General features: G+C 47.5%; 27 protein-coding genes and 1 riboswitch. Of the genes, 8 read left to right on the top strand and 19 right to left on the bottom strand.

Going from position 1 to position 26,283, the window contains the following annotated elements; genetic code table 11:
* Window positions 1–8: 8 nt before the first annotated feature.
* Together BST96_RS12010 and BST96_RS12015 are read right to left on the bottom strand one after the other, a co-directional pair.
* Entirely contained in the window at window positions 9–1,463 is a 1,455-nt protein-coding gene (locus tag BST96_RS12010; RefSeq protein ID WP_085758944.1) for a cobyric acid synthase, read from the bottom strand.
* Window positions 1,453–2,454, bottom strand: a complete 1,002-nt coding sequence (locus BST96_RS12015) for a ketopantoate reductase family protein (protein WP_085758945.1) — start codon at window positions 2,452–2,454, stop codon at window positions 1,453–1,455. Before BST96_RS12015 ends, BST96_RS12010 begins: the two co-directional genes overlap by 11 nt.
* 19 nt (window positions 2,455–2,473) lie before the next feature.
* On the opposite strand from BST96_RS12015, the gene cbiB reads away from it, so the two are divergent.
* Together cbiB and BST96_RS12025 are read left to right on the top strand one after the other, a co-directional pair.
* Window positions 2,474–3,379 carry an adenosylcobinamide-phosphate synthase CbiB gene (cbiB, locus tag BST96_RS12020; protein WP_085758946.1) on the top strand — a complete coding sequence of 302 codons (906 nt, stop codon included), beginning with the start codon at window positions 2,474–2,476 and terminating at the stop codon, window positions 3,377–3,379.
* Window positions 3,379–4,470: a threonine-phosphate decarboxylase gene (locus BST96_RS12025; RefSeq protein WP_169713979.1), complete on the top strand. Its 1,092-nt coding sequence runs from the start codon at window positions 3,379–3,381 to the stop codon at window positions 4,468–4,470. Before cbiB ends, BST96_RS12025 begins: the two co-directional genes overlap by 1 nt.
* Here BST96_RS12025 and BST96_RS12030 read toward each other — a convergent pair.
* The 5 genes from BST96_RS12030 to BST96_RS12050 are packed head-to-tail and all read right to left on the bottom strand — an operon-like array spanning window position 4,436 to window position 9,588.
* Entirely contained in the window at window positions 4,436–5,215 is a 780-nt protein-coding gene (locus BST96_RS12030) for an ABC transporter ATP-binding protein (protein WP_085758948.1), read from the bottom strand. The two genes, BST96_RS12025 and BST96_RS12030, sit on opposite strands and share 35 nt — an antisense overlap.
* On the bottom strand, window positions 5,212–6,207 hold the full coding sequence (locus tag BST96_RS12035; protein ID WP_169713980.1) for a FecCD family ABC transporter permease: 996 nt from the start codon (window positions 6,205–6,207) through the stop codon (window positions 5,212–5,214). The genes BST96_RS12030 and BST96_RS12035 overlap by 4 nt, the downstream gene beginning before the upstream one ends.
* Window positions 6,204–7,037: an ABC transporter substrate-binding protein gene (locus BST96_RS12040; protein ID WP_085758949.1), complete on the bottom strand. Its 834-nt coding sequence runs from the start codon at window positions 7,035–7,037 to the stop codon at window positions 6,204–6,206. The genes BST96_RS12035 and BST96_RS12040 overlap by 4 nt, the downstream gene beginning before the upstream one ends.
* On the bottom strand, window positions 7,034–7,636 hold the full coding sequence (cobO, locus tag BST96_RS12045; RefSeq protein WP_085758950.1) for a cob(I)yrinic acid a,c-diamide adenosyltransferase: 603 nt from the start codon (window positions 7,634–7,636) through the stop codon (window positions 7,034–7,036). The genes BST96_RS12040 and cobO overlap by 4 nt, the downstream gene beginning before the upstream one ends.
* 59 nt (window positions 7,637–7,695) lie before the next feature.
* Window positions 7,696–9,588, bottom strand: coding sequence for a TonB-dependent receptor domain-containing protein (locus BST96_RS12050; RefSeq protein ID WP_085758951.1), 1,893 nt, complete (start codon window positions 9,586–9,588; stop codon window positions 7,696–7,698).
* Between the two features lie 119 nt (window positions 9,589–9,707).
* Window positions 9,708–9,835: riboswitch (cobalamin riboswitch) on the bottom strand.
* A gap of 170 nt (window positions 9,836–10,005) precedes the next feature.
* On the opposite strand from BST96_RS12050, the gene bluB reads away from it, so the two are divergent.
* Window positions 10,006–10,677, top strand: coding sequence for a 5,6-dimethylbenzimidazole synthase (bluB, locus tag BST96_RS12055; protein WP_085758952.1), 672 nt, complete (start codon window positions 10,006–10,008; stop codon window positions 10,675–10,677).
* Here bluB and cobS read toward each other — a convergent pair whose 3' ends face one another.
* The 4 genes from cobS to cobU are packed head-to-tail and all read right to left on the bottom strand — an operon-like array spanning window position 10,678 to window position 13,652.
* Window positions 10,678–11,448 (bottom strand): adenosylcobinamide-GDP ribazoletransferase, encoded by a 771-nt coding sequence (gene cobS / locus BST96_RS12060; protein ID WP_085758953.1) that lies wholly within the window; start codon window positions 11,446–11,448, stop codon window positions 10,678–10,680.
* Window positions 11,449–11,455: 7 nt separating this feature from the next.
* Window positions 11,456–12,088 carry a histidine phosphatase family protein gene (locus BST96_RS12065; protein WP_085758954.1) on the bottom strand — a complete coding sequence of 211 codons (633 nt, stop codon included), beginning with the start codon at window positions 12,086–12,088 and terminating at the stop codon, window positions 11,456–11,458.
* The gene (gene cobT, locus BST96_RS12070; protein ID WP_085758955.1) at window positions 12,085–13,125 is read right to left on the bottom strand and encodes a nicotinate-nucleotide--dimethylbenzimidazole phosphoribosyltransferase; all 1,041 of its coding nucleotides are present in this window, start codon (window positions 13,123–13,125) and stop codon (window positions 12,085–12,087) included. The genes BST96_RS12065 and cobT overlap by 4 nt, the downstream gene beginning before the upstream one ends.
* Window positions 13,122–13,652 carry a bifunctional adenosylcobinamide kinase/adenosylcobinamide-phosphate guanylyltransferase gene (cobU, locus tag BST96_RS12075; RefSeq protein ID WP_085758956.1) on the bottom strand — a complete coding sequence of 177 codons (531 nt, stop codon included), beginning with the start codon at window positions 13,650–13,652 and terminating at the stop codon, window positions 13,122–13,124. Before cobU ends, cobT begins: the two co-directional genes overlap by 4 nt.
* Before the next feature lie 332 nt (window positions 13,653–13,984).
* Here cobU and BST96_RS12080 point away from each other — a divergent pair, with 332 nt between their 5' ends.
* Genes BST96_RS12080 through BST96_RS21385 form a run of 3 tightly spaced genes read left to right on the top strand, consistent with a single transcriptional unit; the run spans window position 13,985 to window position 15,743 of the window.
* Entirely contained in the window at window positions 13,985–14,467 is a 483-nt protein-coding gene (locus BST96_RS12080; protein WP_085758957.1) for a YajQ family cyclic di-GMP-binding protein, read from the top strand.
* Between the two features lie 44 nt (window positions 14,468–14,511).
* Complete coding sequence (locus BST96_RS21380; protein ID WP_338043273.1) at window positions 14,512–15,183, top strand: MFS transporter; 672 nt, start codon at window positions 14,512–14,514, stop codon at window positions 15,181–15,183.
* Window positions 15,108–15,743, top strand: coding sequence for an MFS transporter (locus BST96_RS21385; protein ID WP_338043274.1), 636 nt, complete (start codon window positions 15,108–15,110; stop codon window positions 15,741–15,743). The genes BST96_RS21380 and BST96_RS21385 overlap by 76 nt, the downstream gene beginning before the upstream one ends.
* Before the next feature lie 391 nt (window positions 15,744–16,134).
* Here BST96_RS21385 and BST96_RS12090 read toward each other — a convergent pair whose 3' ends face one another.
* The 6 genes from BST96_RS12090 to BST96_RS12115 all read right to left on the bottom strand — a co-directional run bounded on the left by BST96_RS12090 (window position 16,135) and on the right by BST96_RS12115 (window position 23,274).
* Window positions 16,135–18,225, bottom strand: coding sequence for a TonB-dependent receptor plug domain-containing protein (locus BST96_RS12090; RefSeq protein WP_085758958.1), 2,091 nt, complete (start codon window positions 18,223–18,225; stop codon window positions 16,135–16,137).
* A 100-nt stretch (window positions 18,226–18,325) separates the two neighbouring features.
* Entirely contained in the window at window positions 18,326–21,010 is a 2,685-nt protein-coding gene (locus tag BST96_RS12095) for an ATP-binding protein (RefSeq protein ID WP_085758959.1), read from the bottom strand.
* Complete coding sequence (locus BST96_RS12100) at window positions 21,007–21,978, bottom strand: ABC transporter substrate-binding protein (protein WP_085758960.1); 972 nt, start codon at window positions 21,976–21,978, stop codon at window positions 21,007–21,009. Before BST96_RS12100 ends, BST96_RS12095 begins: the two co-directional genes overlap by 4 nt.
* A gap of 75 nt (window positions 21,979–22,053) precedes the next feature.
* Entirely contained in the window at window positions 22,054–22,392 is a 339-nt protein-coding gene (locus tag BST96_RS12105) for a response regulator transcription factor (RefSeq protein ID WP_169713981.1), read from the bottom strand.
* Window positions 22,359–22,709 carry a response regulator gene (locus tag BST96_RS12110; protein ID WP_085758962.1) on the bottom strand — a complete coding sequence of 117 codons (351 nt, stop codon included), beginning with the start codon at window positions 22,707–22,709 and terminating at the stop codon, window positions 22,359–22,361. The genes BST96_RS12105 and BST96_RS12110 overlap by 34 nt, the downstream gene beginning before the upstream one ends.
* Before the next feature lie 181 nt (window positions 22,710–22,890).
* Window positions 22,891–23,274: a PilZ domain-containing protein gene (locus BST96_RS12115; RefSeq protein ID WP_085758963.1), complete on the bottom strand. Its 384-nt coding sequence runs from the start codon at window positions 23,272–23,274 to the stop codon at window positions 22,891–22,893.
* A gap of 229 nt (window positions 23,275–23,503) precedes the next feature.
* Between BST96_RS12115 and BST96_RS12120 the strand changes: the two genes are divergently transcribed.
* Both BST96_RS12120 and BST96_RS12125 read left to right on the top strand, forming a co-directional pair.
* Window positions 23,504–24,316, top strand: a complete 813-nt coding sequence (locus BST96_RS12120) for a hypothetical protein (RefSeq protein WP_085758964.1) — start codon at window positions 23,504–23,506, stop codon at window positions 24,314–24,316.
* A 106-nt stretch (window positions 24,317–24,422) separates the two neighbouring features.
* On the top strand, window positions 24,423–24,992 hold the full coding sequence (locus tag BST96_RS12125; RefSeq protein ID WP_085758965.1) for an NUDIX domain-containing protein: 570 nt from the start codon (window positions 24,423–24,425) through the stop codon (window positions 24,990–24,992).
* Between the two features lie 35 nt (window positions 24,993–25,027).
* On the opposite strand, the gene BST96_RS12130 is transcribed toward BST96_RS12125, so the two are convergent.
* Entirely contained in the window at window positions 25,028–25,669 is a 642-nt protein-coding gene (locus BST96_RS12130; RefSeq protein WP_085758966.1) for a dockerin type I domain-containing protein, read from the bottom strand.
* Between the two features lie 89 nt (window positions 25,670–25,758).
* Complete coding sequence (greB, locus tag BST96_RS12135) at window positions 25,759–26,256, bottom strand: transcription elongation factor GreB (protein ID WP_085758967.1); 498 nt, start codon at window positions 26,254–26,256, stop codon at window positions 25,759–25,761.
* Window positions 26,257–26,283: the final 27 nt, after the last annotated feature.

The raw sequence follows: 26,283 nt of genomic DNA on the forward strand, positions 1-26,283 counted from the left end.
AATCCACCCTACGAGTATTGGTTGCCAAAAGTCTTATCCAAATCCATATGTTCTTCAATCGTATCGGCCAGTCGGTTAATTTCCTGTTCCTGCAACGCTTTATAATCAAAGGCTTCTACCTTATCCAAGCCTGCCCAGACCAATAAGGCATTGCGGGCTTCGCTATGGTCGAATAGGCCATGCAGATAAGTACCAATAATTGCCTGGTCTTCCGATATAGCGCCTTCGTTAGTGTTGTTAATCGTGGCGAAGGGTGCGTTTAAAGCGGGGCCCGTGCTAACACCGGCATGGATTTCATAGGCATCGACGGCGGAGTGATTAAGTACTAACTCACCACTCACCTGACGTAATTGCTTGTTGGCTTCCAGCATCGTCGTAAAGTCCAGCAAACCCAGTGCGTCGCTGCTGCCAGCTTCGCTTTCAATACCCAGCGGATCACTAATCTGTGTGCCCAGCATTTGGAAGCCGCCGCAAATGCCCAGTAATTTTCCGCCATAACGTAAATGCTTAGTGATGCTGATATCCCAGCCCTGATCTTTTAGCCATTGCAGATCTGCACGCACGCTTTTAGTACCGGGGATAATAATTAAATCGCTGGGAGGAATGGTTTGATTCGGTCCTATATATTGCAAATTTACCTGGGGGTGCAACCTTAATGCATCAAAGTCCGTATGGTTGCTAATCCGCGATAGCACCAGCACTGCAATATATAGCGGTTTTTCGTCAGTAAGTTGTTGCGATTGTTCAATCGCATCTTCGGCTTCGAGATGAAAACCTTGCAGATAGGGCAGAGTGGCTAGTACCGGTTTGTTGGTATAGGTTTCCAGCCAATCGATACCGGGTTGTAACAAAGCCATGTCGCCGCGAAAGCGATTAATTACAAAACCAATCACCCGCTGCTGCTCAGATTCGGACAGTAACGCCAGCGTACCTACTAAATGTGCAAACACACCACCGCGATCAATATCCGCCACAATAATTACTGGGCAGTCTACCGCTTCGGCAAAGCCCATATTGGCAATATCCCGGTCGCGCAAATTAATTTCAGCGGGGCTGCCTGCACCTTCAACAATAATGGCATCGTATTGATCGCATAAGCGCTGGTGGGAGTCCAGTACCGCGGACATCGCAGTCGTTTTATAATGATGATAGGCCGTCGCTTCCATATCGGTAACAGCTTTACCGTGGATAATCACCTGCGCCCCAGTGTCACTGTTAGGTTTCAGTAATACCGGATTAAAATCAGTATGGGCTGGAATATTACAAGCTTGAGCCTGCACCGCTTGCGCTCTGCCAATTTCACCACCGTCTTCAGTGACGGCGCTGTTTAGGGCCATATTTTGCGGTTTAAACGGCGCAACCTTGACGCCCCTTCTTGCCAGTACTCGACATAGTCCGGCAACCAGTACACTTTTGCCTGCGTCACTGGTAGTGCCTTGTACCATTAATGTTTTATTGGGCATAGGATTGTTCGATCTGTTTAATAGCGGCCAGTACCCGTTGATTTTCAGGGCAGTTGATATTCAATCGCTGGGCTTCGCTACATAAGTAACCATTAATAAAATCAATTTCAGTGCTTTGTTGCTGTTGGCAATCTTGATACATCGAAGAGTAGTTATCGGCAGTTATAGTTAAGGTGTGAAGCGTTTGATCAAAAATACTCTGATGCACGCTTAAGCCTAAGGCATGCATTACTGCAGTAATTTCATTACACAGCAATTTAATACGGCTTAAGGCCTCTTCGTTTTCTAACAATTCACCATTGCGGCATTGATAAATCGCGGTTAAGCCATTAATGGCGCAGTTGATAGCTAGTTTTTGCCACTGCTTGTTATCAATATCGTCGCAGAACTTGATAGCCAAATGATTTTTTGGCAAGCAGTCAATAATAGACTTGTCACCAAGCAGTGTTTCACCAGTGCCAGCATGAACCACAGATAGTTCATCGGTTCGATAAGCGCCATCGGTGGTAATACCCGTAATTAGTTGTTGTGTAGGCAGCAAGTTTGCAATGTGTTTGCCAGCCATACCGTTTTGTAGAATAAATAATATTGCATCATTATCGATATGGGGTTTGATATCGGATAGAGCGCTTATAGTTTGCTGGGCTTTTGTTGTTACCAGCAAGTGTTTTATAGTCAGTGTTGATGGTTTAAGTTCGCCAAGGGTTATTTGTTTAATGGTTATGCTTTGTGAATGATTGGCTTTAGTCAAATTAATAGCGTTACCGTTGCGTTTATTACGGGTGATTAATACCACTGGCAACCCGGCCAGTGTTAAATAACTGGCCCATAAGCAACCCATAGCTCCCGCCCCAAGAATATACCAGGGGTTGTCAGTAGTGATTTTTGCTATTTCTGTTGCGGGCATATTTTCCTGGTAATTACCGTCGGTGGCTACTTTCAGATAAGGTCCTATGGTAGCATCTTCATCCTTATTTTTGTGTTTAATCATACTTAATCAGTTGGCTTAAATGATGATCTTTACGATTGTAATGGCTATTGCAGTCGATTATTTATTGGGCGAGCCGAAACGCTTTCATCCCCTGGTGGTTTTTGGCGCGCTTGCCGACAGATTGGAAAAAATACTCTGGCAAGATAATCGGCTTAGCGGGATTATGGCTTTGCTGATTATTCTCACCGCCACTGTTGTACTTGCCTTTATTCTTAGCACTATGGCGGCAGCTAATGCGATCATGGCTTGGTTGATTCCCGTATTGGTGGTGTATATCACGATTGCGCCAAGAAGCTTAACCGAGCATGCCATGGCAGTAAGTGCCCCTCTGTGCGCTGCTGATATTGAACAAGCCCGTTATACCTTATCCATGATGGTTAGCCGGGATACCGATGAACTGGATGAGCGGGCTATTGCTTCTGCCACTTGCGAGTCTGTTTTGGAAAACGGCAGTGACGGTATTTTTGCCGCGATCTTTTGGTTCTGCCTGTTTGGGCTTTACGGTGTGTTGATCTATCGGGTGGTCAATACGCTGGATGCTATGTGGGGTTATAAAAATAAACGTTATCGTTATTTTGGTTGGGCTGCGGCAAAGCTGGATGATGGGCTTAACTATTTACCGGCACGATTAGTCGCCTTAAGTTATTCACTGGTGGGGAATTTTAGTCAGGGTATACAGTGTTGGTTTGAGCAGGGCAGATATTGGAAAAGCCCAAACGCCGGGCCTGTTATGGCAGCAGGCGCTGGTAGCCTTAATATTATTTTAGGTGGCGAGGCGGTTTATGGTGGCCAGTTACAGTCACGGCCAGCTTTGGGTTGTGGTAATACCGTTGAGGCAGAAGATATTGCCAAAGCTTTGGATTTACTGAAGCGTAGCTTGATATTATGGGTGCTTGTTATTGCTATTCTGGACTGGATATTTTAATGAGTGATGCAAAAACCAACCCTGCTCATGGTGGCGATATACAATCGGCCAGTCAGCGCTTTGGTATTGTGCCAGAACAATGGCTCGATTGTTCAACCGGCATTAATCCTGATGCCTATCCTATTCCTGATATTCCAGAAAAATACTTTTATCAATTACCTACTCACCCTCTAGAGATATTGATATCGGCTGCAAAAAAATACTATCAGGTTGGCCATTTATTACTGGCTGCTGGTAGCCAGCCTTTAATTGAGGCTATACCGGCTATGCGTCAACCATGTCGGGTTGCTATTCCTGATGTGGGTTACCAGGAGCATATTTACCATTGGCAGCGCTGTGGTCATCAGGTAATCCAGTATTCCGGCTTTGATACGCAGACATTAAATAGATTAATCATAGAGGGTGATGTGGATTGCGCTGTTGTGATAAATCCCAATAACCCAACAGGCAAGGTTCAAAGCATTGCATCTTTAAAAAAATGGCAAAAAAAGCTAAGTGTTAAGGGGGGCTGGTTAATTATTGATGAGGCCTTTATTGATACCTTTAATGATGCTTTTCAAAATGAAGAGGCCAATAAAAGTTTTGCTCCCTATAGTGAGCTTCCGGGGGTGGTGGTACTGCGGTCTGTCGGTAAGTTTTTTGGCCTGGCTGGTATCCGTATAGGTTTCGCCCTTGCCGAAAAAACCTTTCTTGAGCAGTTATCGGCGCGGATGGTGTTATGGTCGGTGTCGGGTGTTTCGCAGTATGTGGCAGCCTGTGCATTGGCTGATAGGTCTTGGCAGCAGCTGGCCAGGCTACGGTTGCTTAACCATAGCCAATGGATGTTGTCATTATTAGACTCGGTATTCCCACAGCAAAAAATTTACAGTACGGCCTTATTTGTATCGGTGAAAGTCGATAAGACGATGGCAGCAGCGATTGCCGAGGCATTGGCTAAAGGGGGTATCTTGATCCGCCAGTGGCCTTTGCCCGATGGGGAGAATACCTTATTACGATTTGGTTTATTGTCAGCAAAGGACGATCGGGATCGTTTGGCTATCTTACTTAGACAGGCGGTTAATGCGGAATACGACCTGTTGGTATCACCGTAATGCCCGCGGTGCTTTGCTGGTCCAGCTGAGCATAAATGCCATAAACCGAGGCGAGATTGTCTTCGGTTAATACGGTAGCTACGCTGCCTTCACAGGCTACTTCACCTTGATTAAGCAGTACTAACCGATCACAAAAGCGTGCGGCCATATTTAAATCATGCATCACCACCACAGCGCTACCGCCGCGATCACAATGCTCACGGAATAATTCCATAGTATGTAATTGATGATAGGGGTCTAAAGCGGCAATCGGTTCATCGGCTAAAACAATATTGGGTTCGGTGGCAAACATTCTGGCAATTAACACTCTTAAGCGCTCACCGCCAGAAAGGGTGCTAATAATACGTTCCGACAAATGCTCTACTTCCGCCTGTGCCATGGCGTTATCAACAATGGCTTTATCCTTACCGCTTAGCTGACCCCATGGGCTTAAATAGGGTAGGCGGCCCAGCTCAACCAAGCGTCTAACTTGCAATGGCCAGTGCGCCGGTGCGCCCTGTTCAAGGTAGCCCAGCGTTTGTGCCAGTTGTTTGCGGTTAATGCTACTAAGGTTGTTGTTATCGAGCCGAATAGTGCCGCTGTCTGGTTGCTGCAAGTTGGCCAGTATTCTAAGTAGTGAGGTTTTACCTGCACCATTGGGCCCAATCAGGCCGACAAAGTCACCGGCATCAACAGTGATATCGACATTGTTTAAAATATCACTGCCATTAAAGCGCAGCGAAAGATTATTTCCTTGCAGCTTCATATCAGTGTATTTCGCGTTTTAATAATTAAATAAAGAAAGAACGGGCCACCGACCAATGCTGTTACTACGCCAAGTTTTAATTCCTGGTCCGGCGAAATTATTTGCACCGCAATATCGGCGATTAATACCATCAGCGCACCGCCAAAGGCGCTGGCGGCTAATAGTCGTCCGGGCTCATAACCGACCAAAGGGCGTAAAATATGCGGTACTAATAAACCGACAAAACCAATATTGCCGCTAACCGATACCGCAGCACCCACACTTAAGGCAACGCCGATAACAATAATGGTGCGCTGTTTGGCTAAATGAAAACCTAAAGACTGCGCGGTTTCTTCACCCAGGCTCAAGGCATTTAAAAAGCGGCCACTACTTAAAATCAGTAACCAACCGGCAATCATAAAGGGTGTGGCTAACTGAACATCCGCCAGACTACGATTGGCCAATGAGCCCAATAACCAATAAACCATTTCAGACATGGCATAAGGGTTGGGGGCAAAGTTAAGCGCCAGAGAAATAAGCGAGGAGGCTACGGCATTAACCGCCACACCGGCTAATAGCAGTGTCATTACATTGCTTTTATAGCCGCCAATCATAAAAATTAAGACGACGGAAATGGCAGCACCTACCATGCCCGCGGCGGGTACCGCAAACCACACGGCGGTTCCCCAACCAAAATACAGTGCGATAACAGCGCCGAGAGCGGCGCAATTGGAAACACCAACTAAGCCAGGTCCTGCCAGAGGGTTTCTTAATAAACCTTGCATAGCTGCTCCGGCCAGGCCCAGAGTGGCACCCACTACAACGGCTAATAGCGCACGGGGTAAGCGGATTTCGCTAAGAATCATGGCGGCTAAAGTGTTGCTATTGTCGAGGTTATCAATCAAAGCTTGCAGGATATTGATATCCGCCGGGCCAATATGCAATGCGGCAAAAAATAAGGCGATAGTAGCCGCTGTCATCAGTATCAGTAGATACCCTTGGCGAATCATCATTGGCGTTGCTCCGCCAGTGCCAAAATAGCTTTGCTGGCTAGAGGGCCGGGGCAAATCCAATGATTGGTAGGTACGCTGACCAGATTGCTATTGCCTAATAATCTTTTTAACACGGGGTGAGTTACAAAGTTTTGTGCCAGTGAATTCTGGTCGGGAATATCCTCATCAATAACCACGACATCGGGGTTGGAAATCACCAGTTGTTCAAGGGAGATATTGCCGTAGTATTCAATACCCAGATCGGCAGCGAGATTGGTATAACCTGCCGCCTTAAAAATCTCATGCTTTAGGGTGCGTTTTCCAGCAGTAAAGCCGTTAGGTCCATAGCTAATAGCGACTTGAGCAGGAAGATTTTCTACCAAGGTTTTTGCTTTACTGATATCAGCACGCATGGATAAAATTAATTGCTCGGCCCGCTCCGGCTCGCCAACAATTTGGCCTATAGCTCTGGCAAAGTCTTCAGCTTCGGCAAGGGTAGTGGGTGAGGCAAAGGTCGTGGTTTTATAACCTAGCTGTGACATCATTTGCACAGCGTTGCCGGTGGTATATTTTGAACCAATAATTAAATCAGGCTGTAGCGGTACAATGCTTTCGGCTAAACCTGTATGGGTATTAATACCCTGTGCGGCTTTCCATTCATAAGAGTAAATTGGGTCCTGACTAAGAAAGGCTATCGCGGCAATGCGCTCTTTTTCAACCAGTTTTAGCAGGATTTGATCGGTGCAAAGAGAAAGTGAAACAATGCGCTGCGGTTTGGTAATACTCTCAGCATGGCTGCCAATGGCAGCCAATAAGAATAACGATGCTAATAACGCAGCGCCGAATTTCACAAATCAACGCCTTGACGGGCTTTAACCCCAGCGCGGAAAGCGTGTTTAACATCTTTGATTTCAGAAACAGTATCGGCCACTTCCCGAATACCGCTGCCGCCGCCTCTGCCAGTAACAATCACACTCATTTCTCTGGGGCGATTTTTAATGGCATTAAGAATGGTATCTTCATCAAGATATTTATAGGCCAGCATATAAGTCAGTTCATCCAGAACTACTAAACGCAATGAATCATCCTGTAGCATTCTTTCCGCTTCTACCCAGGTGCGTTCTGCGGCAGCAATATCGCTATCTCTATCCTGGGTATTCCAGGTAAAGCCGGTGCCCATCTGGTAAAAATCAACTTCGGGGTGCTTATCGCGGATAAAGATTTCTTCACCGGATAGCTGCACACCTTTAATAAATTGCACAACGCCTACTTTATGACCGTAGCCAATACTGCGCATTACCATACCAAAGGCGGAACTGGATTTTCCTTTGCCGTCGCCGGTTAATAAAATAACGACGCCGCGCTCTTCATCAGCCTTGGCGATTTTGTCATCGACCTTGGCCTTTTGCTTTTCCATGCTTTTTTTGTGACGGGTGTTTTTATCGGTCATGATCGTTGCTACCTGTTAGCCAATAAAAGGAGGCTGTTACCAGCCTCCCGGAGAGGTGCTTACAACTTTGGAGTATAAACAACGGAAAACAAAACTTCTAATCCGGGCTGCTGGTAGTCCCCAAGACCTGTGAATGATGATGCCTGTGATAGCACATAATCCTTTTCGAAGATATTGTCGGCTTTAAGTTGTAGCTTCCACTCATCGCTGAGGGTGTAAGCACCACGCAATGCGACGGTGCCATAGCCACTTAGCTCTGAATTATTGGCTGCATCATTATAACGACTGGCAGAGGCATAGAAGGTTGCACCCACTGACCACTGATCAAAGCTGCGGTCTATATCAATATTCAGGGTTTCTTCCGGGCGACGGGCCAGGCTATTGCCGGTGGCATCATCTTCGGTGTCTAACACGGTGATAGCTGTATTAACCGTCCAGCCAGCAATCTCGCCATCAACGATAATCTCAATACCTTCAATGGTAGCAGAGGCAATTTGGTCGTTGGCGAAGATATCGCTGTTGTACTGAATCAGGTTTTCAATATCATTCTGGAAAAGGCTGACAGACCAGTTAAAGCCGGTATTAAACCCTTTTAAGCCAATTTCATAATTCTCCGATTCTTCTGGCACCATAGTCGGGTCGCCGAAGTTAGGGAAATATAAATCGTTAAAGGTCGGCGCTTTAAAGGCTTCACCGTAGCTGGCAATCACTTTCAGATCGTCGTTAATCGCATAGCCACCGGCAAGATTATAGGTTTCATGACTGTCGAACTGTTCATTGTCATCGTGGCGAGCACCCAGATTGGCTGAGAATGCCCCTTGATTAAATTGCAGTTGGGCAAAATAACCGTCGTTATCACGCTCATCAACATCGTAATCGGTAGTGCCGTTCACTTCTTCATTTAAGTAATCATAGCCCAGTGTTAGCAGCAGCTCTTTATTGAGCTGGAGATTGTTTAGCCAGCTAATATCCGTTTTTTCCGTATTAAATTCACCGCCGCTGGTTGTGGTTAGCATATCCACATCATCGGCCAGTGTTTCAGATTCGTCTTTGGATTGGCCTACGCTAAGGATGCTGGTCCAGTTGCTGGTGATATCCAAAGCAGCAGAAAGGTTTAGCGCTTCAGTGGTTGAGTCGGAATAAGGCGAACAGAGTACCGGTGCGTAAGTAATGCCATCACTACAGCTATTATCGTATTCGGATTCCGCTTCGTTGTACTGGTAACTCAGTGAAACATTCAGGTCTTTATTAATATCGACAGCACCGTTAAAGCCCAGGGCTGTTTGCCGGAATGCATCGTCGTCATCGCTGGGTGGGGTTGTGCTTTCTGTATTGTCATAGCCGCCGGTATAGATATAAGAGGCGGTCAGGTTGGCCTGATAGTTGCTGCCACGCTGCCCATAGCTGACAGAGGTTTGGTTGCTATTGTTGTTGCCAATGCCTGCTTTTACGTTAAGCGGTTGGTCGTTATTGGCTTTGCGGGTAATGATATTAATTACACCACCCAGCGCGTCAGAGCCGTATAAGCTTGATTTTGGCCCACGGACAATTTCAACACGCTCGATTAATTCCGGGTCGATCAGTTCCAGTGGTGATGTGCCCAGTGTTGAGCTGCCAATGCGAATGCCGTCAACTAGAAATAGGGTGTGATCGGTTTGATTGCCACGCAGGGAAACACCGCTTGATGAGCCGCGGCCACCGTTATTGCTAATAGTGATACCCGCTGCTTTTGATAACAGTTCAGATAAGCTGCGCGTTTGAAATTTTTCGATATCATCACGGTTAAATACGGTGACTGAAGACAGTGTATCGGCAATGCTTTGCTCGGTACGCGTTGCAGTAACAATGATTTCTTCAGCTTTTTTATTAGCGCTGGTTGAGTCGGTATGGCTGGCAGCCAATGTTTGGCTTGAAATTGCCGCAGCAATAGCCAGGGATAAATATTTCTTCATTGTGGTTCCTCAATGCAAAGGGGGCAGTTGCCCGATAAAAAGTGCATGAGGGAGGGAATAGCGTGGAGATAAAAAAACCACTGACGACGCCCTCCGCATCATCGTTGTACACCGCTAAAAGAGGTGTGCTGCAAAAGGCTGGTATCGGGCTTCTGGTGTTTAACCAGTTACCGTTGCGGGGGCAGCGCCGGACTTGAACCGGACTTCCCATTTCAGTGATTTCACGCGCTCAAACAGCGAGTTCGTTAGATCAGCACCTGCTACAGTTGGCGCGCACTTTAGGGTTTTAGGGTTTTAAAGTCAAGTTGGGCGGTAGGGTGGATTGTAATCCACCAAACTATGCTGGGGGAAAATGGTGGATTATAATCCACCCTACGCACTATACTGCCTCGCACATATTCCAGATATAAGCTGACCATGTCCCACGAATTTCCTGAAGATCATAAGCAAGCGGTTTATAACGCGATTTATCAGCGGCGGGATATGCGTCACTTTTTACCGACACCGGTCGACCCCGATATTCTCAATAAACTTTTGGCAGCAGCTCATGCGGCACCCAGTGTTGGCATGATGCAGCCCTGGCGGTTTATGCGTATTAGTGACCCAACTATCCGTCAGTCCTTACATCTTTTAGCCGAGCAGGAGAGGGTTAAAACCGCTCAGGCATTGCAGCAGCGTGAAGATGAATTTATGCAGTTAAAAGTTGAAGGGATTATGGACTGTGGTGAGTTGCTGGTGGTTGGGCTAATGGATAAACGTGAAAATTTTGTCTTTGGCCGCCGTACCCTGCCAGAAATGGATTTAGCTTCAGTATCTTGCGCTATTCAAAATATGTGGCTTGCTGCCAGAGCGGAGGGTATAGGTTTGGGGTGGGTTTCTTTGTTTGATCCTGATGCAGTGCGTGATTTACTGGGTATGCCAGCGGATACTAAACCCATCGCTATTTTATGTCTGGGCCATGTTGAGAAATTTTATGATGAACCCATGCTGGAACAGGAAGGCTGGATAAAAAGCGGCAAGCTGACAAATGTAGTGATGGATAATGGCTGGGAGGAAGATAAAGCGGCGAAAGCCCAGCAACGTGATTAATTAAACCAGTGCAATACCAGCACTAAGCAAAACTGTTGCCTCAATAATTTCTGTAGCCGCCCCTGCGGTATCACCTGTAGCCCCGCCTAAGCGTTGCAGCATTAACCGGCGTAATAAAAATAACATCAATGCACAGCTACCAATAATGATTACTCCGGCAGCGATATTGCCTAACACCAAGCCGCAAAGAATAATAACCGCCAAAGTTGTATGTCTGGCAATAACCGGACAGTGGTCAATAAAATGTTTGGCAATGCCGGAGGGTTGCACATAGGGAGCATAGAGAAAGGGGCCGGGGATAAATAATAAAGGCGCGATACAGCGCCCCAGTATCGGCGCTATGATTAATGCCATCCATAGTTGATGCTGCACAATCACCGTTAAAGCAGCAAATTTAACCAGTAGTACACAGATCACGGCAGTCAGTGCTCCGCTGCCGCAGCGTGAGTCATGCATAATTTCCAGTGTTCTATCGACATCATTAATACCGCCCAACCAGCCATCTGCACTGTCAGCTAAACCATCTAAATGAAGCCCACCAGTAATAGCGGCCCAAAACGCGATGAGCAAGGCGGCGATCACTAACGGGGAGGTTAAGGGAAACAAGGCTTTTGCCAGTACCCACATCATTAGCCCGATAACTAAGCCGACAACGGGAAAGCATAATAAGGAACGCCCCTCATCTTCAGGTTCGATGCGTTCAAATTGCGGCATAGGTAAGCGTGTTAAAAAGATAAACGCGGTAGCAAGGGCTTTTAACCAATGACTCATAGTTAGCCTACTGATGGACGTTGTGAAAAATTAGTTGTGGCCAATGGTCTTCACCCTGTTGGTGGTGAACTTTGACTCGGCTTAAACAGGCATAGGGTACTTCAATGCGTGATAGTGCAGTGAGTGGTGTTTCCATAATATGCCCTAGCAGGGCGCGGATTACCCCGCCGTGACAAATCAGTAAAATATGTTGGCCGCAATGTTGTTCTATCAGGCTATTCCATGCCGAGCCAATCCGGGTGGAAAAATCGGTAAACGCTTCACCGTTAGGTGGGCTATAAAGGTGTGGCTGCCGCCAGATTTTACTAAACAGTACAGGGTCGTTAGCTTTTAATTCTGCAAAGGGTTTGCCATCCCAGTCACCAAAATCCATTTCCAGAAAGCCCTGATTAATTGTTACCGGCGTACCATGTTGTTGCTTAATATCATCGGCAAAGGCGGCGCAGCGTTGCAGTGGTGAAGTGATAATTTGCTGCCAGGGGGCTGTAGGCTCGATCAGGGGGCCTAGCCGTTGCTGCATTTGCTGGTAGCCATGATCGGATAAGGCCACGTCAATACGGCCACGTAAAATATCGTCGGCTACGGTTTGCCCGTGGCGTAAGATATCAATGGTGGTCGTTTGAAACTCTGCTGTTGTCATAGGGTGGCTGCACTGATATTGGCACTATCAAAAGTTGCCATCGTGTTATGCAGTGTACAGGCTAATTGTAATAAAGGAATAGCGCAGGCAGCGCCGCTGGCTTCGCCAAGGCGCATATCTAGTTGTAATAGCGGCGATTTGTCTAAGGCAGCTACGATGGCTTTATGGCCGGGTTCGGCAGACTGGTGGCCGAGGATTAACCACGGCGCAATATCGGGTTGATAGCGCAGGGCAGTGAGTGCTGCAATGGAGGCGATAAAGCCATCAACCAATAGCGGCATACCCACTTGCGCGCCACGGATAAAAGCCCCTGTTAATGCGGCAATTTCAAAACCACCTAATAGGCGCAGGCATTCAAGCGGTTGCTCTGGATTGGCTTGGTGCAGGTCTAAGGCTGCTTCAATAACCGCTTGTTTATGCCGCAGGGTTTTATGGTTAATACCTGTGCCCGGGCCCGTTAATACTGAGGCCGGCTTTTGTAGTAAAGCACAGGCGAGGGCGGTGGCTGAGGTGGTATTGGCAATACCCATTTCACCGCCAATAAAGATATCCGCATTGGCTTGATCAATATGTTTTTTGCCAATAGCCAATGCTTGCTGGCATTGTTCCTCGGTCATTGCCGGTGCTTTGGAAAAGTTAGCGGTGCCAGCGGCGAGGCGATTATCTTCAACGCCTGCTATGGTTTCTAATTCACTCACTGTGCCGAGGTTTGAGACACGCAGATTGGCGTTTAACTGTTTGGCTAAGACTGAAATCGCCGCGCCGCCATGGGCAAAGTTTCTAATCATTTCTGCGGTAACGGCTTGTGGAAACGCAGAGACTTGTTCCTCGGCGATACCATGGTCTGCGGCAAAAATACTGATGGCGATAGTATCTATATGAGGTGTTTCACTGGCTTGCAGTCCTGCTAACTGAATGGCTAGCGTTTCCAGCTGCCCCAAAGAGCCCGGCGGTTTGGTCAGTTGCTGTTGGCGGTTGTTGGCCGCCAATATAGATTGTTCACAGGGGCTTTTAATACTCTGCTCTAGCCAGCTCACGATAAAGGCTCCCCTTTCATGACCAGTGGCAAGCCCGCAGCGGTTAATACGACACGGTCACACTGTTTGGCTAGTGCCTGGTGTAAAAAACCGGTTTCATCCACAAAGCGGCGGTTAATTTCCCCCAAAGGAATAATGCCAGAACCTACTTCATTGCCCACTAAAATCAGGTCGCCGGGTAGTGTTGCAATACTATCCAGTAATTGTTGGCGTTGCTGCCCCCAAATGTCTTTATCCTCCTGCATCAGACAATTACTTAGCCATAGGCTAAGGCAGTCAACCAGTAGGCAGTGGTCGTTACTGGCTTGCTGTTGCAGTTGTTCGGCGAGTAATAGTGGCTCTTCTATCGTTGGCCAGCTGGCAGGCCGGCTTTGCTGATGGTGGGCAATGCGCTGATCCATTTCATGATCGTTATATCGAGTATCGGTGGTGGCGATATAGATAACGGTTTTGCCGCTGGCTTTAGCCAGTTGTTCTGCCAGGGAGCTTTTGCCAGAGCGAGCGCCGCCGAGGATAAGTTGTTTCATGGTTGTCAGTCTTTTGTTGGGTCGTTCTGTTTGTCATTGTCACGCAGACGGGTTGTAGTCAAGCCCGTAGGGTGGATTATAATCCACCGCTTGTGACGGCTCCGGGCTGGGTTTGGTGGATTATAATCCACCCTACTTGTTTTGCAGTGACAGTGCTTATTACGCTTGGCCTTATTTAAAGTATGTGTCCTGGGCAGCAAACTGCGCTGGCTGGAATAACATTGTTTCTTAGTAATGATGGGGCTGAGTATAATCTACTCGTGCCGAACAATCATTCTTGTTAAGATCATGCCAGCTCCATAAATCATCTTGATAAGTTTTAAGGAAACGCCATGCCTAGCTTTGATATTGTCTCTGAAGTTGATGCCCATGAATTTACCAATGCGGTTGATCAGGCGGGGCGTATTATCCAGACCCGCTTTGATTTTAAGGGAGTGGATGCCAAATTTGAGCGCAATGAGCTAACGGTGACGATTTTTGCCGAGGCGGATTTTCAAATAACACAAATGGAAGATATGCTGCGCACGGCATTGATCAAGTGCAAAATTGACCCGTTGGCAATGACTATGGGTGAGATTGAAACAGCGGGTAAGCAAGTAAAGCAGTTGGTTACCATGCAAAATGGTCTGGAGTCGGATTTGGCCAGAAAGATTGTGAAACTGATCAAAGAGAAAAAAATGAAAGTGCAATCGCAAATTCAGGGCGATCAGGTGCGGGTGACTGGTAAGAAGCGCGATGATTTACAGCAGGTAATGGCATTTTTACGCGAAGAAGAGTTAGGTCAGCCCTTGCAGTTTAATAATTTTAGAGACTAGTACTGGAGCGATCCGATTAATATATTGTCTGTTAAGGATTTTTCTTGATTAGCCCGGAATTAAAGCAGGCTATTTTTAATCGGCGCATGTTGATCTGTGTTTTTACCGGCTTTAGTTCCGGTTTGCCCCTCTATGTCATTATTCAATTGTTGCAGGTCTGGTTGCGGGAAAATAATGCCAGCCTGACAGAGATCGGCCTTTTTGCCCTCGTGGGTATGCCCTATACCCTGAAGTTTCTGTGGGCGCCTTTGATGGATCGATATACCCTGCCACTGTTAGGGCGTCGCCGTGGCTGGTTGCTGCCTATGCAGATTGCCAGCCTTTTGTTGATAGGTCTGTTGGGTATGTTAGACCCACAGTTATCTTTGTTAACGGTCGCTTATATGGCGTTGGCGTTGGCGTTTTTTAGCGCCAGCCAGGATATTGTGCTCGATGCCTTGCGTCGGGAGATTTTGCCGGACTCCGAGTTGGGCTTGGGTAATACCATTCATGTTCAGGCTTATCGCATAGCGGGTTTGGTGCCGGGGTCGCTGGCTTTGATTCTGGCGGACTTTATGTCCTGGACTACCGTTTTTTGGATTGTGGCTGCTTTTATGTTGCCGGGTATAGCCATGACCTTGCTGGTTAAGGAGCCCCCAGAGTGGAGGGTACACCGGCTACCTTGCAATCCGCCATTGTCGACCCTTTTAAAGAGTTCTTTACCCGTAAAACCCTGACCTCAGCCCTGTTGATTCTGGCCTTTATGTTTTTCTATAAAGTCGGCGACAGTATGGCCACCGCTTTGTCGTCGGTGTTTTATCTGGACCTTGGCTTTACCAAAACTGAAATAGGTGTAGTGGCTAAAAATGCCGGTTTATGGCCGATGATTATTGGCGGTCTGCTGGGTGGGGTATGGATGATTAAGCTGGGCATTAACCGGGCCTTGTGGATTTTTGGTGTGGTGCAGTTAATTAGTATTCTGGGTTTTGCCCTGTTAGCGGAGGTCGGTGCTAATTTGTGGTTATTGGCCGGGGTGATCACCTTTGAATATTTAGGGGTGGGTCTTGGCACGGCGGCCTTTGTAGCCTTTATTGCCAGAGAAACCGACAAGCGTTATGCGGCCACTCAATTTGCGCTGCTAACGGCCCTGACGGCTTTGCCAAGAACCTTTGCCAATGCAGTAACCGGGGTGATTGTTGAATATACGGGCTGGACCAGTTTCTTTTTACTGTGTGCGCTGATTGCAATACCGGGGATGTTATTACTGTTTAAAGTGGCGCCCTGGAAAGCGCAGTAAGCAGGGAATAAATTGCCCCCATCCATTAAGGGGGCATATGCGTTGAAGTGTTACCTTCCATATACGGAGAAATCCGTCTCCCTCACTATCATCACAGGCCTTAGTCTGGCCCTAAAAGGCACAGAGGTAAATAATACCTAAGTATTAGTACGTATTTTGGGCTTACTATTTATGAGGCTTTTGACTGGGGCGCTTTGCTAAGCAGGGCAGGGTGATGGTTGCTTTTAAAGGAAGGAAAATGGCCCCCTTCCCTAGTGGGGGCATATGTGGCGTAGCGCAACGATCCCTATATTGCGGAAGTCCCTCCCCCTCACTATCAGCACAGGGTATAGTTTGGTCATAAAGTATGAAGAAAGATATAGTACTTAAGTATTACATCTATGCTTATTGCTCAGAAACCCAGAGTGGCCCTTAGCAGATAGCGGCTCTCATAGGCATTAATTCGATGAAATTCGGTGTATTCCTGGTCAAAAATATTCTGCCCGATCAATTCGACCAGCACTTCTTTGTCATCCATCCGCAGCCGTTTGGCCAGACGGGCATCAACCCGAACATAGTCATCAGACGGGTCACCTTGCTCCCAGTCGGCTTCATCCTGGTAATAGACCATCAAGCTGGTTTCTAGCCCGGAATCAAAAAAGTAGGCGGTGGTCAGGCTGGTCATTTCTGCGGGTACAATATCGTCCCAGTTTTTGTAGCGAACCCTGACATCATCAAAGATCTGCCTTAGCCACAGGCCTTCATGGTCGGTATAGCTGTATTGGAAGTTGATAAGCCAGTGGCGATCAGGCTGGTATTTAATCTGCGTTTCTAGCCCTTCGGTATCGACCCAGGCGGAGTTGGTCCTCAGGGTAAAGTCTTCATTGAGATCGCTAAAGCCAAAATAGCTGGAGGTATCCAGATTGGTATATTTCACCAGATCACGGCTTTTTTCTTTAAATAATTTCACTTCGATGGTGAGTGCCTGATCTAGCAGGCTGCCGTAATAGCTGATTTCCTGACTTTCAAATTTTTCGGTTTTTAGATTGTCCGGCGCAAAGGTGTCTATATCGAGGATATAGCCCGCTTCGGTGACGCCGCTTTGCTGGTTGGCTTCATAGAGCCCCGGCGAACGCTCGCCATTGTTGTAGGCCACGCGGAGGGTGTGGTTTGTGGTGATATGGTAGTTAGCGGAAACCCGGTAAGAGCTATAGTCGTTAACTACTGTATTATATTCTACAATCACCCCGGCATTCAGGGTCCAGTGCTCTGAGGGCTTGGCTTCAAGGTTGCTGAACAGGCGCTGCGAACTTTCTTCAACGTCCACGGCATCCACAAATTGCCGCTCGCTTTTCATACGGTCATAGCGGCTTGCCAGGCCCACCATATAGCGAGTACTGGCGCCCAGTTCGCCTTTGTAGCGAAACTCTATATCGCTGCGTTCCGCATAGCTGTCATAGAGGCCAAAAATAATCTCAAAATCATCGAGGCCGGGGAAAATGCCGGGTACATCGCCCGGAGATACCCCAAGAAAATCTGAAAATAAACCCAGCTCCTCCGGTGCATCTATATCAGCATGGTTGTAATAGAACAGAAGTTCAAAGCTGTCCTGATTTGCTAAGCGTCGCTCCCAATGGCTAAACAGGTAGTAGCTCTCATAATCCCATTTGATAATATCGTCAACGCTGATGGAGCGGCCGCTATCGGCCATGTCAATATTGTTATCGCTATAGCCGACTTGAATATCAATCGAATCATATAAGGTCGGTGTGATAATGGTACGCAGATTGATATAGCTGGTTTCAGTATCATCACTAAAGGCATACTCACTGCTTTCCGGGAAGCCGCTGTTATAGCGGTAGCCGCCATTGATTTTGTAGGTAAAGCCTTCTTCTATACCGCTATAAGCGGCTGAAATATTCTGTGTGTCCCAATCACCGGCTACGGCGCGTACTCGCCAGCCTTTGTTGGCAATGGGGGCTCGGGTAATAATGTTGATCGAGGCGGTGGTGGCGTTAGCGCCATCAGCCGGTGCATTGGCGCCGCGAATGACTTCGATATAGTCAATATCATCAAGCTCTATACCTAGCGTTGACCACAGCACGGCATTTTCTGACGGTTCATAAACCGAGCGGCCATCGATTTTAACCTCCATGCGGTAGGAATATTCCTGCGGGAAGCCATGGTAATTAATCGCGGGGCGGCCGTAGTGGGGCATATAGACCTGGAAACCGGGTATTAGGCGAAACAGGTCGACAATCTCTACAGCTGCGGAAGCATCGATCATTTGGCGGTCAATAATGGATACGGAGGTCGGGGCCTCAGCGATAGTCTGTGGGAAGTGGCTGGCTCCGGTAACCAGAGGGATATCACTGAACATATCATCTTCAGTCACCGCCGCACTTTTAGCTGAGCCATTAACAGGCAAGGTCAGCATCAATGCCACCAGTACAGAATTAAGGCTGATAGATTTTTTTGCCGTGTTAATAATCCAGCTTTGCATGATCGGGTTATCCACTATTGATAAACTCAGCTTTTATTATTCTTGGATATAGCGCAAGGCTTTTTAATCAACCCAACGGGAATTTTTGCAAAATCGTGCTTTATAACTTGGCTATAGTAGCTTTTAATAGGTCCAATTGTGAGATGAGCTGGCTCTGCTCTGCCTCGGCTTTTAAGCTGGAGCGCAAAGTATTAATAGCGGTGGTAATGTCGTCGGTGCCGAAAATACCTGACAGCCCAAGCATTTCATGGGTGATGTCAGAAATGGCTTCGGCTTGGTTGTTATGGATTGCCTGGTCTAAATTATTAACCAGTCGATTAAGTTCTTCCGCCAGTGATTGCCTGGAGGCGACAGACTCTAGCAATGGTTCGGTGGCGGTTGATGTCTCGGTGAGGGTAATACCCGTTAGCTCAGCGATAGCTTGCAGCAGTTTTTGTTCATCCAGTGGTTTAAATAATATATCCACAGCGCCCGCTTGAAATAGCGCGGTACGTTCGTTTTCCATAATATTGGCGGTTAGGCCAAGGATGGGAATACCTTCTTCGCCGGATAAGTCAGCAATCTGTGCTGTTGCGGTTATACCATCCATCACGGGCATATGAATATCCATCAGCACCACATCCACTTTATGCTGCTTAAATTGCTGCACAGCCTCTTCACCGTTATCGGCGGTAAGCACTTTAGCGCCCAGCATTTCAAGTACAGACTGGATCAGTTGCTGGTTATAGCTGTTGTCTTCGGCTACCAGGATTTGCAGGCCTTTTAAGTGTTGGATCATTGCTGCAGGCGGTTTATCTTGCTGTGGTTTTTGGCCAATCAGTTCTTGCAGTTTGGCCATTAAAATATGTTGGCGCAGCGGTCTGGATAAATGGTGAATAGGTGCGGCCTGTTGCCAGAGCGACTCCGGAAGTTGATGGTCCAGATGACTGTGGCTGGTTAAAATCAGGATAGGGCCACTAAAATATTCTCTGATCGCCGCGAGTTGCTCGGCAATATCCTTCTGCTCACTGGTGTCAGCAGCCAGTCCGATAATAATCAGGTCGGTACTGTTATCGTTGCTCAGCTCTGTTAATAGTTGTTGTGCTGAGTGATGGGTGCTTAGTTTGCCTTCCAGATGAGCCAGTAAGCTGGATAGTGCCTGGCGAGAGCTGTCGTGGGTTTCAAGTACAGCAATATTTAATGGCTTGCCCAATGCTGTCGGAGCGGGTTGCAGCGTTTTACTCTTGGCAAGCTCCAGCGTGACAGTAAAGGTACTGCCTTGATTTAGTGTGCTATTAATGCTGATACTGCCACCCATTAAATCCAGCAGTTGTTTGCAAATGACAAGGCCAAGGCCGGTGCCACCGAAGCGGCGGGTAATCGAATCGTCTGCCTGAGAGAAGGGCTGGAATAATCGCTGTTGGCTTTCCTCATTCATGCCAATGCCTGAATCGATAACCTGAAAGCATAGCTGCGCTTTTTCCGTACTGTCCTGGAGTGAAGAGATATGCAGTATCACTTCACCCTGATCGGTAAACTTAATCGCGTTGCTTAACAGGTTGTTAATAATTTGTTTAATACGGGTGGGATCGCCCTGTAAGGTGACAGGTACATCAGGATCTATAATCAGTACCAGTTCCAGCGCTTTACTATGAGCCTGATAGGCTTGCATGGCGATCAGACTTTCCATGGCTTCGCGACAATTAAACTCAATGCTTTCAATCGGCAGAGCCTGCTCCTGCAATTTTGAAAAATCCAGAATGCCATCAATGGTGCCCATTAATAGCTCAGAAGCAGCCACAATATTTTCGCTGTACTGTGTTTGAGTGTCATTCATTTTAGATTGATGCAATAGCCGAGAGAAGCCAGTGACTGCTGTTAGAGGTGTTCGCAGTTCATGGCTCATTCTGGCCAAAAATTGGTCTTTGGCTGCCATGGCCAATTTCAAATCTTGTTGGGCTTTTTCCAGGTCAGTATTTTTATCGCCAATATTTTTTAATGCCAGGGTGAGCTGCAAGGTGGCATCTTTTACCCGCTGCTCCAGTTGTTCCTGGGAGGTGGCTACGGCTGCGGCAAGGCTATTAATACCCCGTGCCAATGCCTGGGTTTCTACGGGGCCAACTTCTTTGGCATGGCTGTCATACTTGCCTGCGCCGAGGTCGCTAACGGTTTTTTCCAGCGAGAGTACCGGGGCTGAAATACTGCGGCCAATTCTTAAGGCCAGGATAGAAACAATTAACACCACATTGAAGGTAATCGAGCCGATAATATGAAGGTTTGAGCGCTCTTGTTGATACAGCTGTTCCCGACTGATGGCTAAAGACACCCAGCCATATTGTTGCGGGCTGGCATTATCGTCATCCTCTTCTTCAGAACCAAAGTCGGATAATTGCTGGATGCTTTCAATAATCGGTTTGCAAATATGTAAGTAGTCATCGGTGTCAAAGCGGCTTTCTGTAATACATGGCTGGATATAGCGAGGTACCATAATGGCCGGGTTGCCGGTAACAGCTATCAAGTCATTATTGCTATTGATAAAGCCCACACTGGCGGTGGAAGGGAAACGCATGGCACTGCGGCCCAGGTTTTCCAGTGAGTTTCTATCTTCTGCATACATACTTAATTCAGCCGCAGAGGCAAGAAACGCTGCGGTGGTTTCGCCGGAGTCAACCAGTGAGCGATTTAAGGCTTCATTCTGGGTGGTTAAAGCGAACCAGGATAACGCGGCAGCAACCGTCAGGATAGGTGCTATCGATATCAGTAACAGACGGCTGCGAATGCCCGTGAAGCGTTGCCTAAAACTCATTCGGTGGTCACCTCCCCAGCTCGTATCTGTTGCTGGTAAAACTCGGGTGACTGTGTGTTTATACGCAGTGAGCGGGCTACAGAGCGGTTAATGGTGACGGAAAAGAACGCGCTATTATCCGGCTTGCTGGTGGATGCTTGAGTGCCTTTCATCAGTTGCTGGGCGATGGCGGATGCCACATTTTCAGGAGAGCTATACACCGAGGCCAGTGCGCCAGCATCAACATATTTATGAGAATAGGCGATTAAGGGTTTGCGGTAGCGGTAGCTCAGTGGCAAGGTCCATTTTGCCGCCAGCTGGTTAATATGTTTTCTATCGGGCAGCACGATAAAAAAATCACTGCTGCGCATAATGGGCTCAATAATTTTTATCGGATTGCTATCAGGTTCAAGCAGGGCAATATTGACACTGAGACCAAGTTTTTTGGCTTTGGCTCTGATATTCGGTATTTGCGCTTTATTGGATGGGCCAACCAGCAGGCCAATGGTTTTTGACTCTGGCACCAGTTGCAAGCCCAGTGCAAAAAACCGTGATATCGGTTGGTCGATAAATAAGGGTGTGATTGGCTGGTTGCTGGCCTGGTTGGCGTCGGTAATATTGTCCTGAGCAAGTTGTTGAAAACTGGAGTGAGTAATAAGTGCGTTAGTGATGGCCTTGTCAGGGTATTGCTGGTAAGAAAAGGCAGCCGCTTTAGTACCAATGGAGATTATCTGGTCGGCGTTATTTTTCAATTGCGCCGGTTGCGGTTTTTTGATTTCTATAATGGTTTTATCAATCTCAATACCGGCTGTATTGAGTGATTGCTCGGTAGAGTTAATAATTTTTTTATAGATGCCGTCGTTTTTTACCACGACAAAGGTGACCGGAATACTCTCAGCCAGGGTATCTATGGGCGAACACAAAGAGATCACCGCTAATAAAAGCGGTGTGGTCAGTCTATTTAATAGCGCTGAGCCAACCTTTGGCATTAATTTTCCATAATCATTGTTTGTTAATATTATTGATGCAAAACTGCTTTGCAGTGCAGTTGCTTATTCAACGTTCTAATTGTCATTTATCAGTCCAAGTTTTTGCGCGAGCAAACCAATTTGCGTTCGGTTTTTTAATTCCAGTGCGCGCAAGATGGCACTCACATGGACCTTAATCGTGTTGTCAGATAGCTCTCTTTCCAGGGCAATCACTTTGTTGGATTTACCCTGGCCAATCATTCTAAAAATATCCAGCTGCCGATCTGTCAGTGCCGACATTACCCGCTCCAGGTCCAGGTCTGGTAAAGGACCTGGGCCAGATGAAACCGGTGGCTGGCTATTGTTGCTGAGTGCATCCGGTAAAAAATGACTGCCAGATATCACTGCATTAATGGCATCGACCACTTTTTCCATTGCCTCGCCTTTATTGACAAAGGCCGAGGCCCCAAATCGATGCATTGCTGCATATGCTGCTGATTGTCAGTGGCCGAAAGAACAACGACAGGCAGGTTGGGCCTGAGTTCGCAGAGTTTGCGCAGGAACACAAAGGCGGTTTCGCCGGGGATAAACAAGTCCACAATGGCAACGTCAAAATCCCTTTGATTAATCGTATTGAGTGCAATTTCTCCGCTGCTCGCTTCAACGCATTCAATGGTTGAATAGTGCTTGTTTAATAAATCCCTTAAGGCGGCTCGAATCAGTTGATGATCATCAACAATTAGTACTTGCATATCGTGCTCATTGTTAGCTAAAAACAGCTTATTGTTAGCGATAGCTATTTTCTAATGGATGGGGGAATAGACCAATACTTCTAAAGTATTAGTCCTGTTGGTATTTGTTGGCAGTTTACCTTTAACGGCGGGCAAGGCCAATTGATGGCTTGGCTATATAATACCTGATAGAAACAGGGGGTTAGTGCACTGCGGAGGCGGCTTCCCTTTCAATCATCAATATCTCTTCGCTGATATTGATCATAGCCTCTGGGGATTCTTCCTGTTCGTAGCCTTCATGCTCAAAACGGACCCCAAAGCGGTAGCCGGTCAGGGTCTGGGTGCGATTGCAGACCAGTCCATTTACCTCGGCCAGAGTGGAGTCATCCGTGCGTATGACCAGCGCAAGAATATCGCCAATAGCATAGTTATGGGGAGTCTCCAGACCAATGCCAAAGCGGTTGAAATCGACTGTGCTGATATGGCCTTTTTCCCAGTCGCCTTCATTGCGCAAAGACTTGATCAGCACTTTTATATGGCTGGCTGGGTAGCGTGAATGGTGGCGGCGCTCAGTGGACATATTCATATTATTTTCCCGTTTGAACGGATATTGACCAATACTCTACCACAGTTAGTGGTTTTAGGCAGGGGCTTAGGGCCCCTGACTTGACCTAACTTTACATAGCTGCGCTTGAAACCCCCATAGGCTGGCCTTACCATGATGGGCAGTGTTACAGCTCGGATTTGGCATCATCAAGACTCTCTTCAGGCTGCCAATCCCATCCAAGAATAAAGTCAATAAAGAGGTAAGATCCATGTCCGACGCCATCGAAAAATACGTTCCTGAAAAATCACTGGCCTATAAGCTCTGTTTTGATTCCATCGACTATGTGGTCGACCGCTTTAATATGAAAGAAGTGCATGGTGATGATGGCGGCGCTTACAAAAAGGTTATGTTTGCTCGGGGTGGTAAAGAGGTTGGTGAGCAGCGTATCTGGATGGGGCAGGATGGCGTTTTTAAGATTGTTTATGTGGGTTTGGTGGCCAACCCACCCGGTGTAGATTCGCATATGATGTTTGCCTTTACCGATAAAGATAGCCCAGTACCGCACTTTACTGTGGATTCGGTCCATCTGGCGCACATGGGGCATTATTCCTATCACTGTGAGGTCATGCCACGGGTAGATCTGGGCCCGAACCTGCCTTATGTCGACCACGTTTATGAGCCGCTAACGGCCCCTAATAAAGCGCTATATGCGACGGAAGGCTTTACCAAATCTCAGGAGCTGGGTTTGCGTCAATGGGCGTTTATGTCGCCCTGGATGCTGGCAGGCCGCGCAGCCAATGCTGAGACCTTTGAAAAACTGTATGGCTTTATTGACCAGTACCGCAGCCACTGGGCGGACCTGGTAGAAAACGGTATTCCAGCAGAGTGTCTGGACGGTGTCGATATGTCCCGTATTGCTGACCGCGACTACCGCAACCGCTGTGCGGCGTTTAACCGTGATGTTGACCCAGTGTATAACCAGCTTGAGCCATTGATGGGCTTTGAAGAAGGTGAGCGCCAGATTCAGGTAATGCGCTGTCAGGGTGGTATTTACGAAGATGGTGACTATAGCTTCGAGTAAACCATCGCCGGGTATTCGTCATCAACCAGAGTCATGCGTTAATGCTTGCTCTGGTTTTTTTTGCCTGTAAGAATAGCCGGGTAAACAGCATTTTTATGGAAGAGATATGAGCGACGATAATAGCAAGCCCGTTAAGGTTGGCCCGTGGCAGCGAAAAACTCAAACGCTGGTCTATGAAAACCCGTGGATTGCCTTAACCCATGAAGAGGTGGTGACGCCAGCGGGCTCCGACGGAATTTATGGCAAAGTGCATTTTAAAAACCGGGCTATTGGCATTATCCCCCTCGACGAAAATAATCATACCGTTTTGGTTGGCCAGTACCGCTATGCTTTAGATGAGTACAGTTGGGAAATTCCAATGGGAGGCGGCGCCCTGACGGAAGAGCCTTTGCAGTCTGCCCAGCGGGAGTTGCTTGAAGAAACCGGCTTGCAGGGGGGCAACTGGCAACAGCTATTTAAATTGCATACCTCTAACTCAGTGACGGATGAGCAGGGCTATGTTTTTTTGGCGCGCAATCTGGTTCAGGGTGAGCAAGCGCTCGAAGATACTGAAAGTGATTTGGTGTTAAAACATTTATCCTTTAGTGAGGCGATAGCCATGGTTGAAGAGGGCGCTATAACCGATGTAATTTCAATTGCTGGCCTATTGGCGGTGGAAAAAATCCTTAAACAATAGGCCTGTAATCAGAGCTTGCATCGCTGGGGTGATTTTCAGTTAGCCCTTTTACGCTTAACACCAACCACGCCAATAATCGCTGACCCAAATAGCCAGGCAGCCGCAGGCACCGGCACCTCAGATGGGCGGTCAATAATTTTCCCCGCTACACTATTAGCGATAAAGTTATATTCCAGTTCCAGGCCAAATTGACCTGAAAGCAGTTCAAAGTCACTAAAGTCAACAAGGCCGTTGCCGTTAAAGTCGCCTAGTGCTGCACCTTGCTCGGTCTGGGTTTCAAAGTTTTCACTAAGCACTAAAAAATCAGAAAAAGTCACGCTACCATCGCCATTGGTGTCGGCTATCACGCCGAAGGGAGTGCCAATGCTGAGATAACTTCCCTGACTGATATAAAGCCCGTTATCGGTTTTAATTTCTGCCAGTTGGCTGCTATTTGCCTGGCTTTGATTAAATGCATAACCCTGTTCGCTCAGGCTGTTCCAGCCTGCTACGGATAAATTCGAGCCGCTAATGCTATAGGAGAACAGGGTTTCACCACCGGCGGCATCGGTATATAAAGAGGCGGCCCCTCCAGGGCCTAAGACCAGGCTGACGGCATGGAGGGATGGCGCGCTAAGTAGCAATAGTGAGGTGATAAGTAGTCGCGGTGTTATAGGGTGTAGTGGGGCGATAAACATAATAGGCTCCTGACCATTTTAATCTTTGGTCGAGCCTTGTTTAAAAACGGTTCACTTTAGTCTTGAGTTGGAGGGGTTAGTAAGCGGCATTATTGATATTTTACCTTGCTGATATATAACTCCCGTTCACCTTCTGGTGTTTTAAATACCACCTCATCTTCAACAGATTTACCCAGCAGGGCTTTGGCCAGCGGTGAGTCCATACTGAGCTTGCCCTGGCTAAGGTCAAATTCATCAGGCCCAACAATACGGTAAGTTTGCTCCTTACCATCCTCGTCTTCTACCGTTACCCAGGCACCAAAAAAAACTTTACTCTGGTTATCCGGAATGCGGTCAACAACTTCGAGTTTATCCAGCCGCCGAGTGAGAAAACCAACCCGGCTATCAATTTCCCTAAGCCGTCGTTTGCCATAGATATAATCGCCATTCTCTGAGCGGTCGCCGTTTTTGGCTGCTTCATGGACAATATCGGTGACCTGTGGCCGTTCGACTTTCCACAGTTGATAGACTTCATCCCGCAGAGCCTTCTCACCTTCGGGGGTGATATAGAATGAGCCGGGTTTGCGGGGTGGACGGTAACGACCCATAACGGTTTGGACTTCCTCATGTAGATA

It is taken from the genome of Oceanicoccus sagamiensis (assembly GCF_002117105.1).
Classification (GTDB): domain Bacteria; phylum Pseudomonadota; class Gammaproteobacteria; order Pseudomonadales; family Dasaniaceae; genus Oceanicoccus; species Oceanicoccus sagamiensis.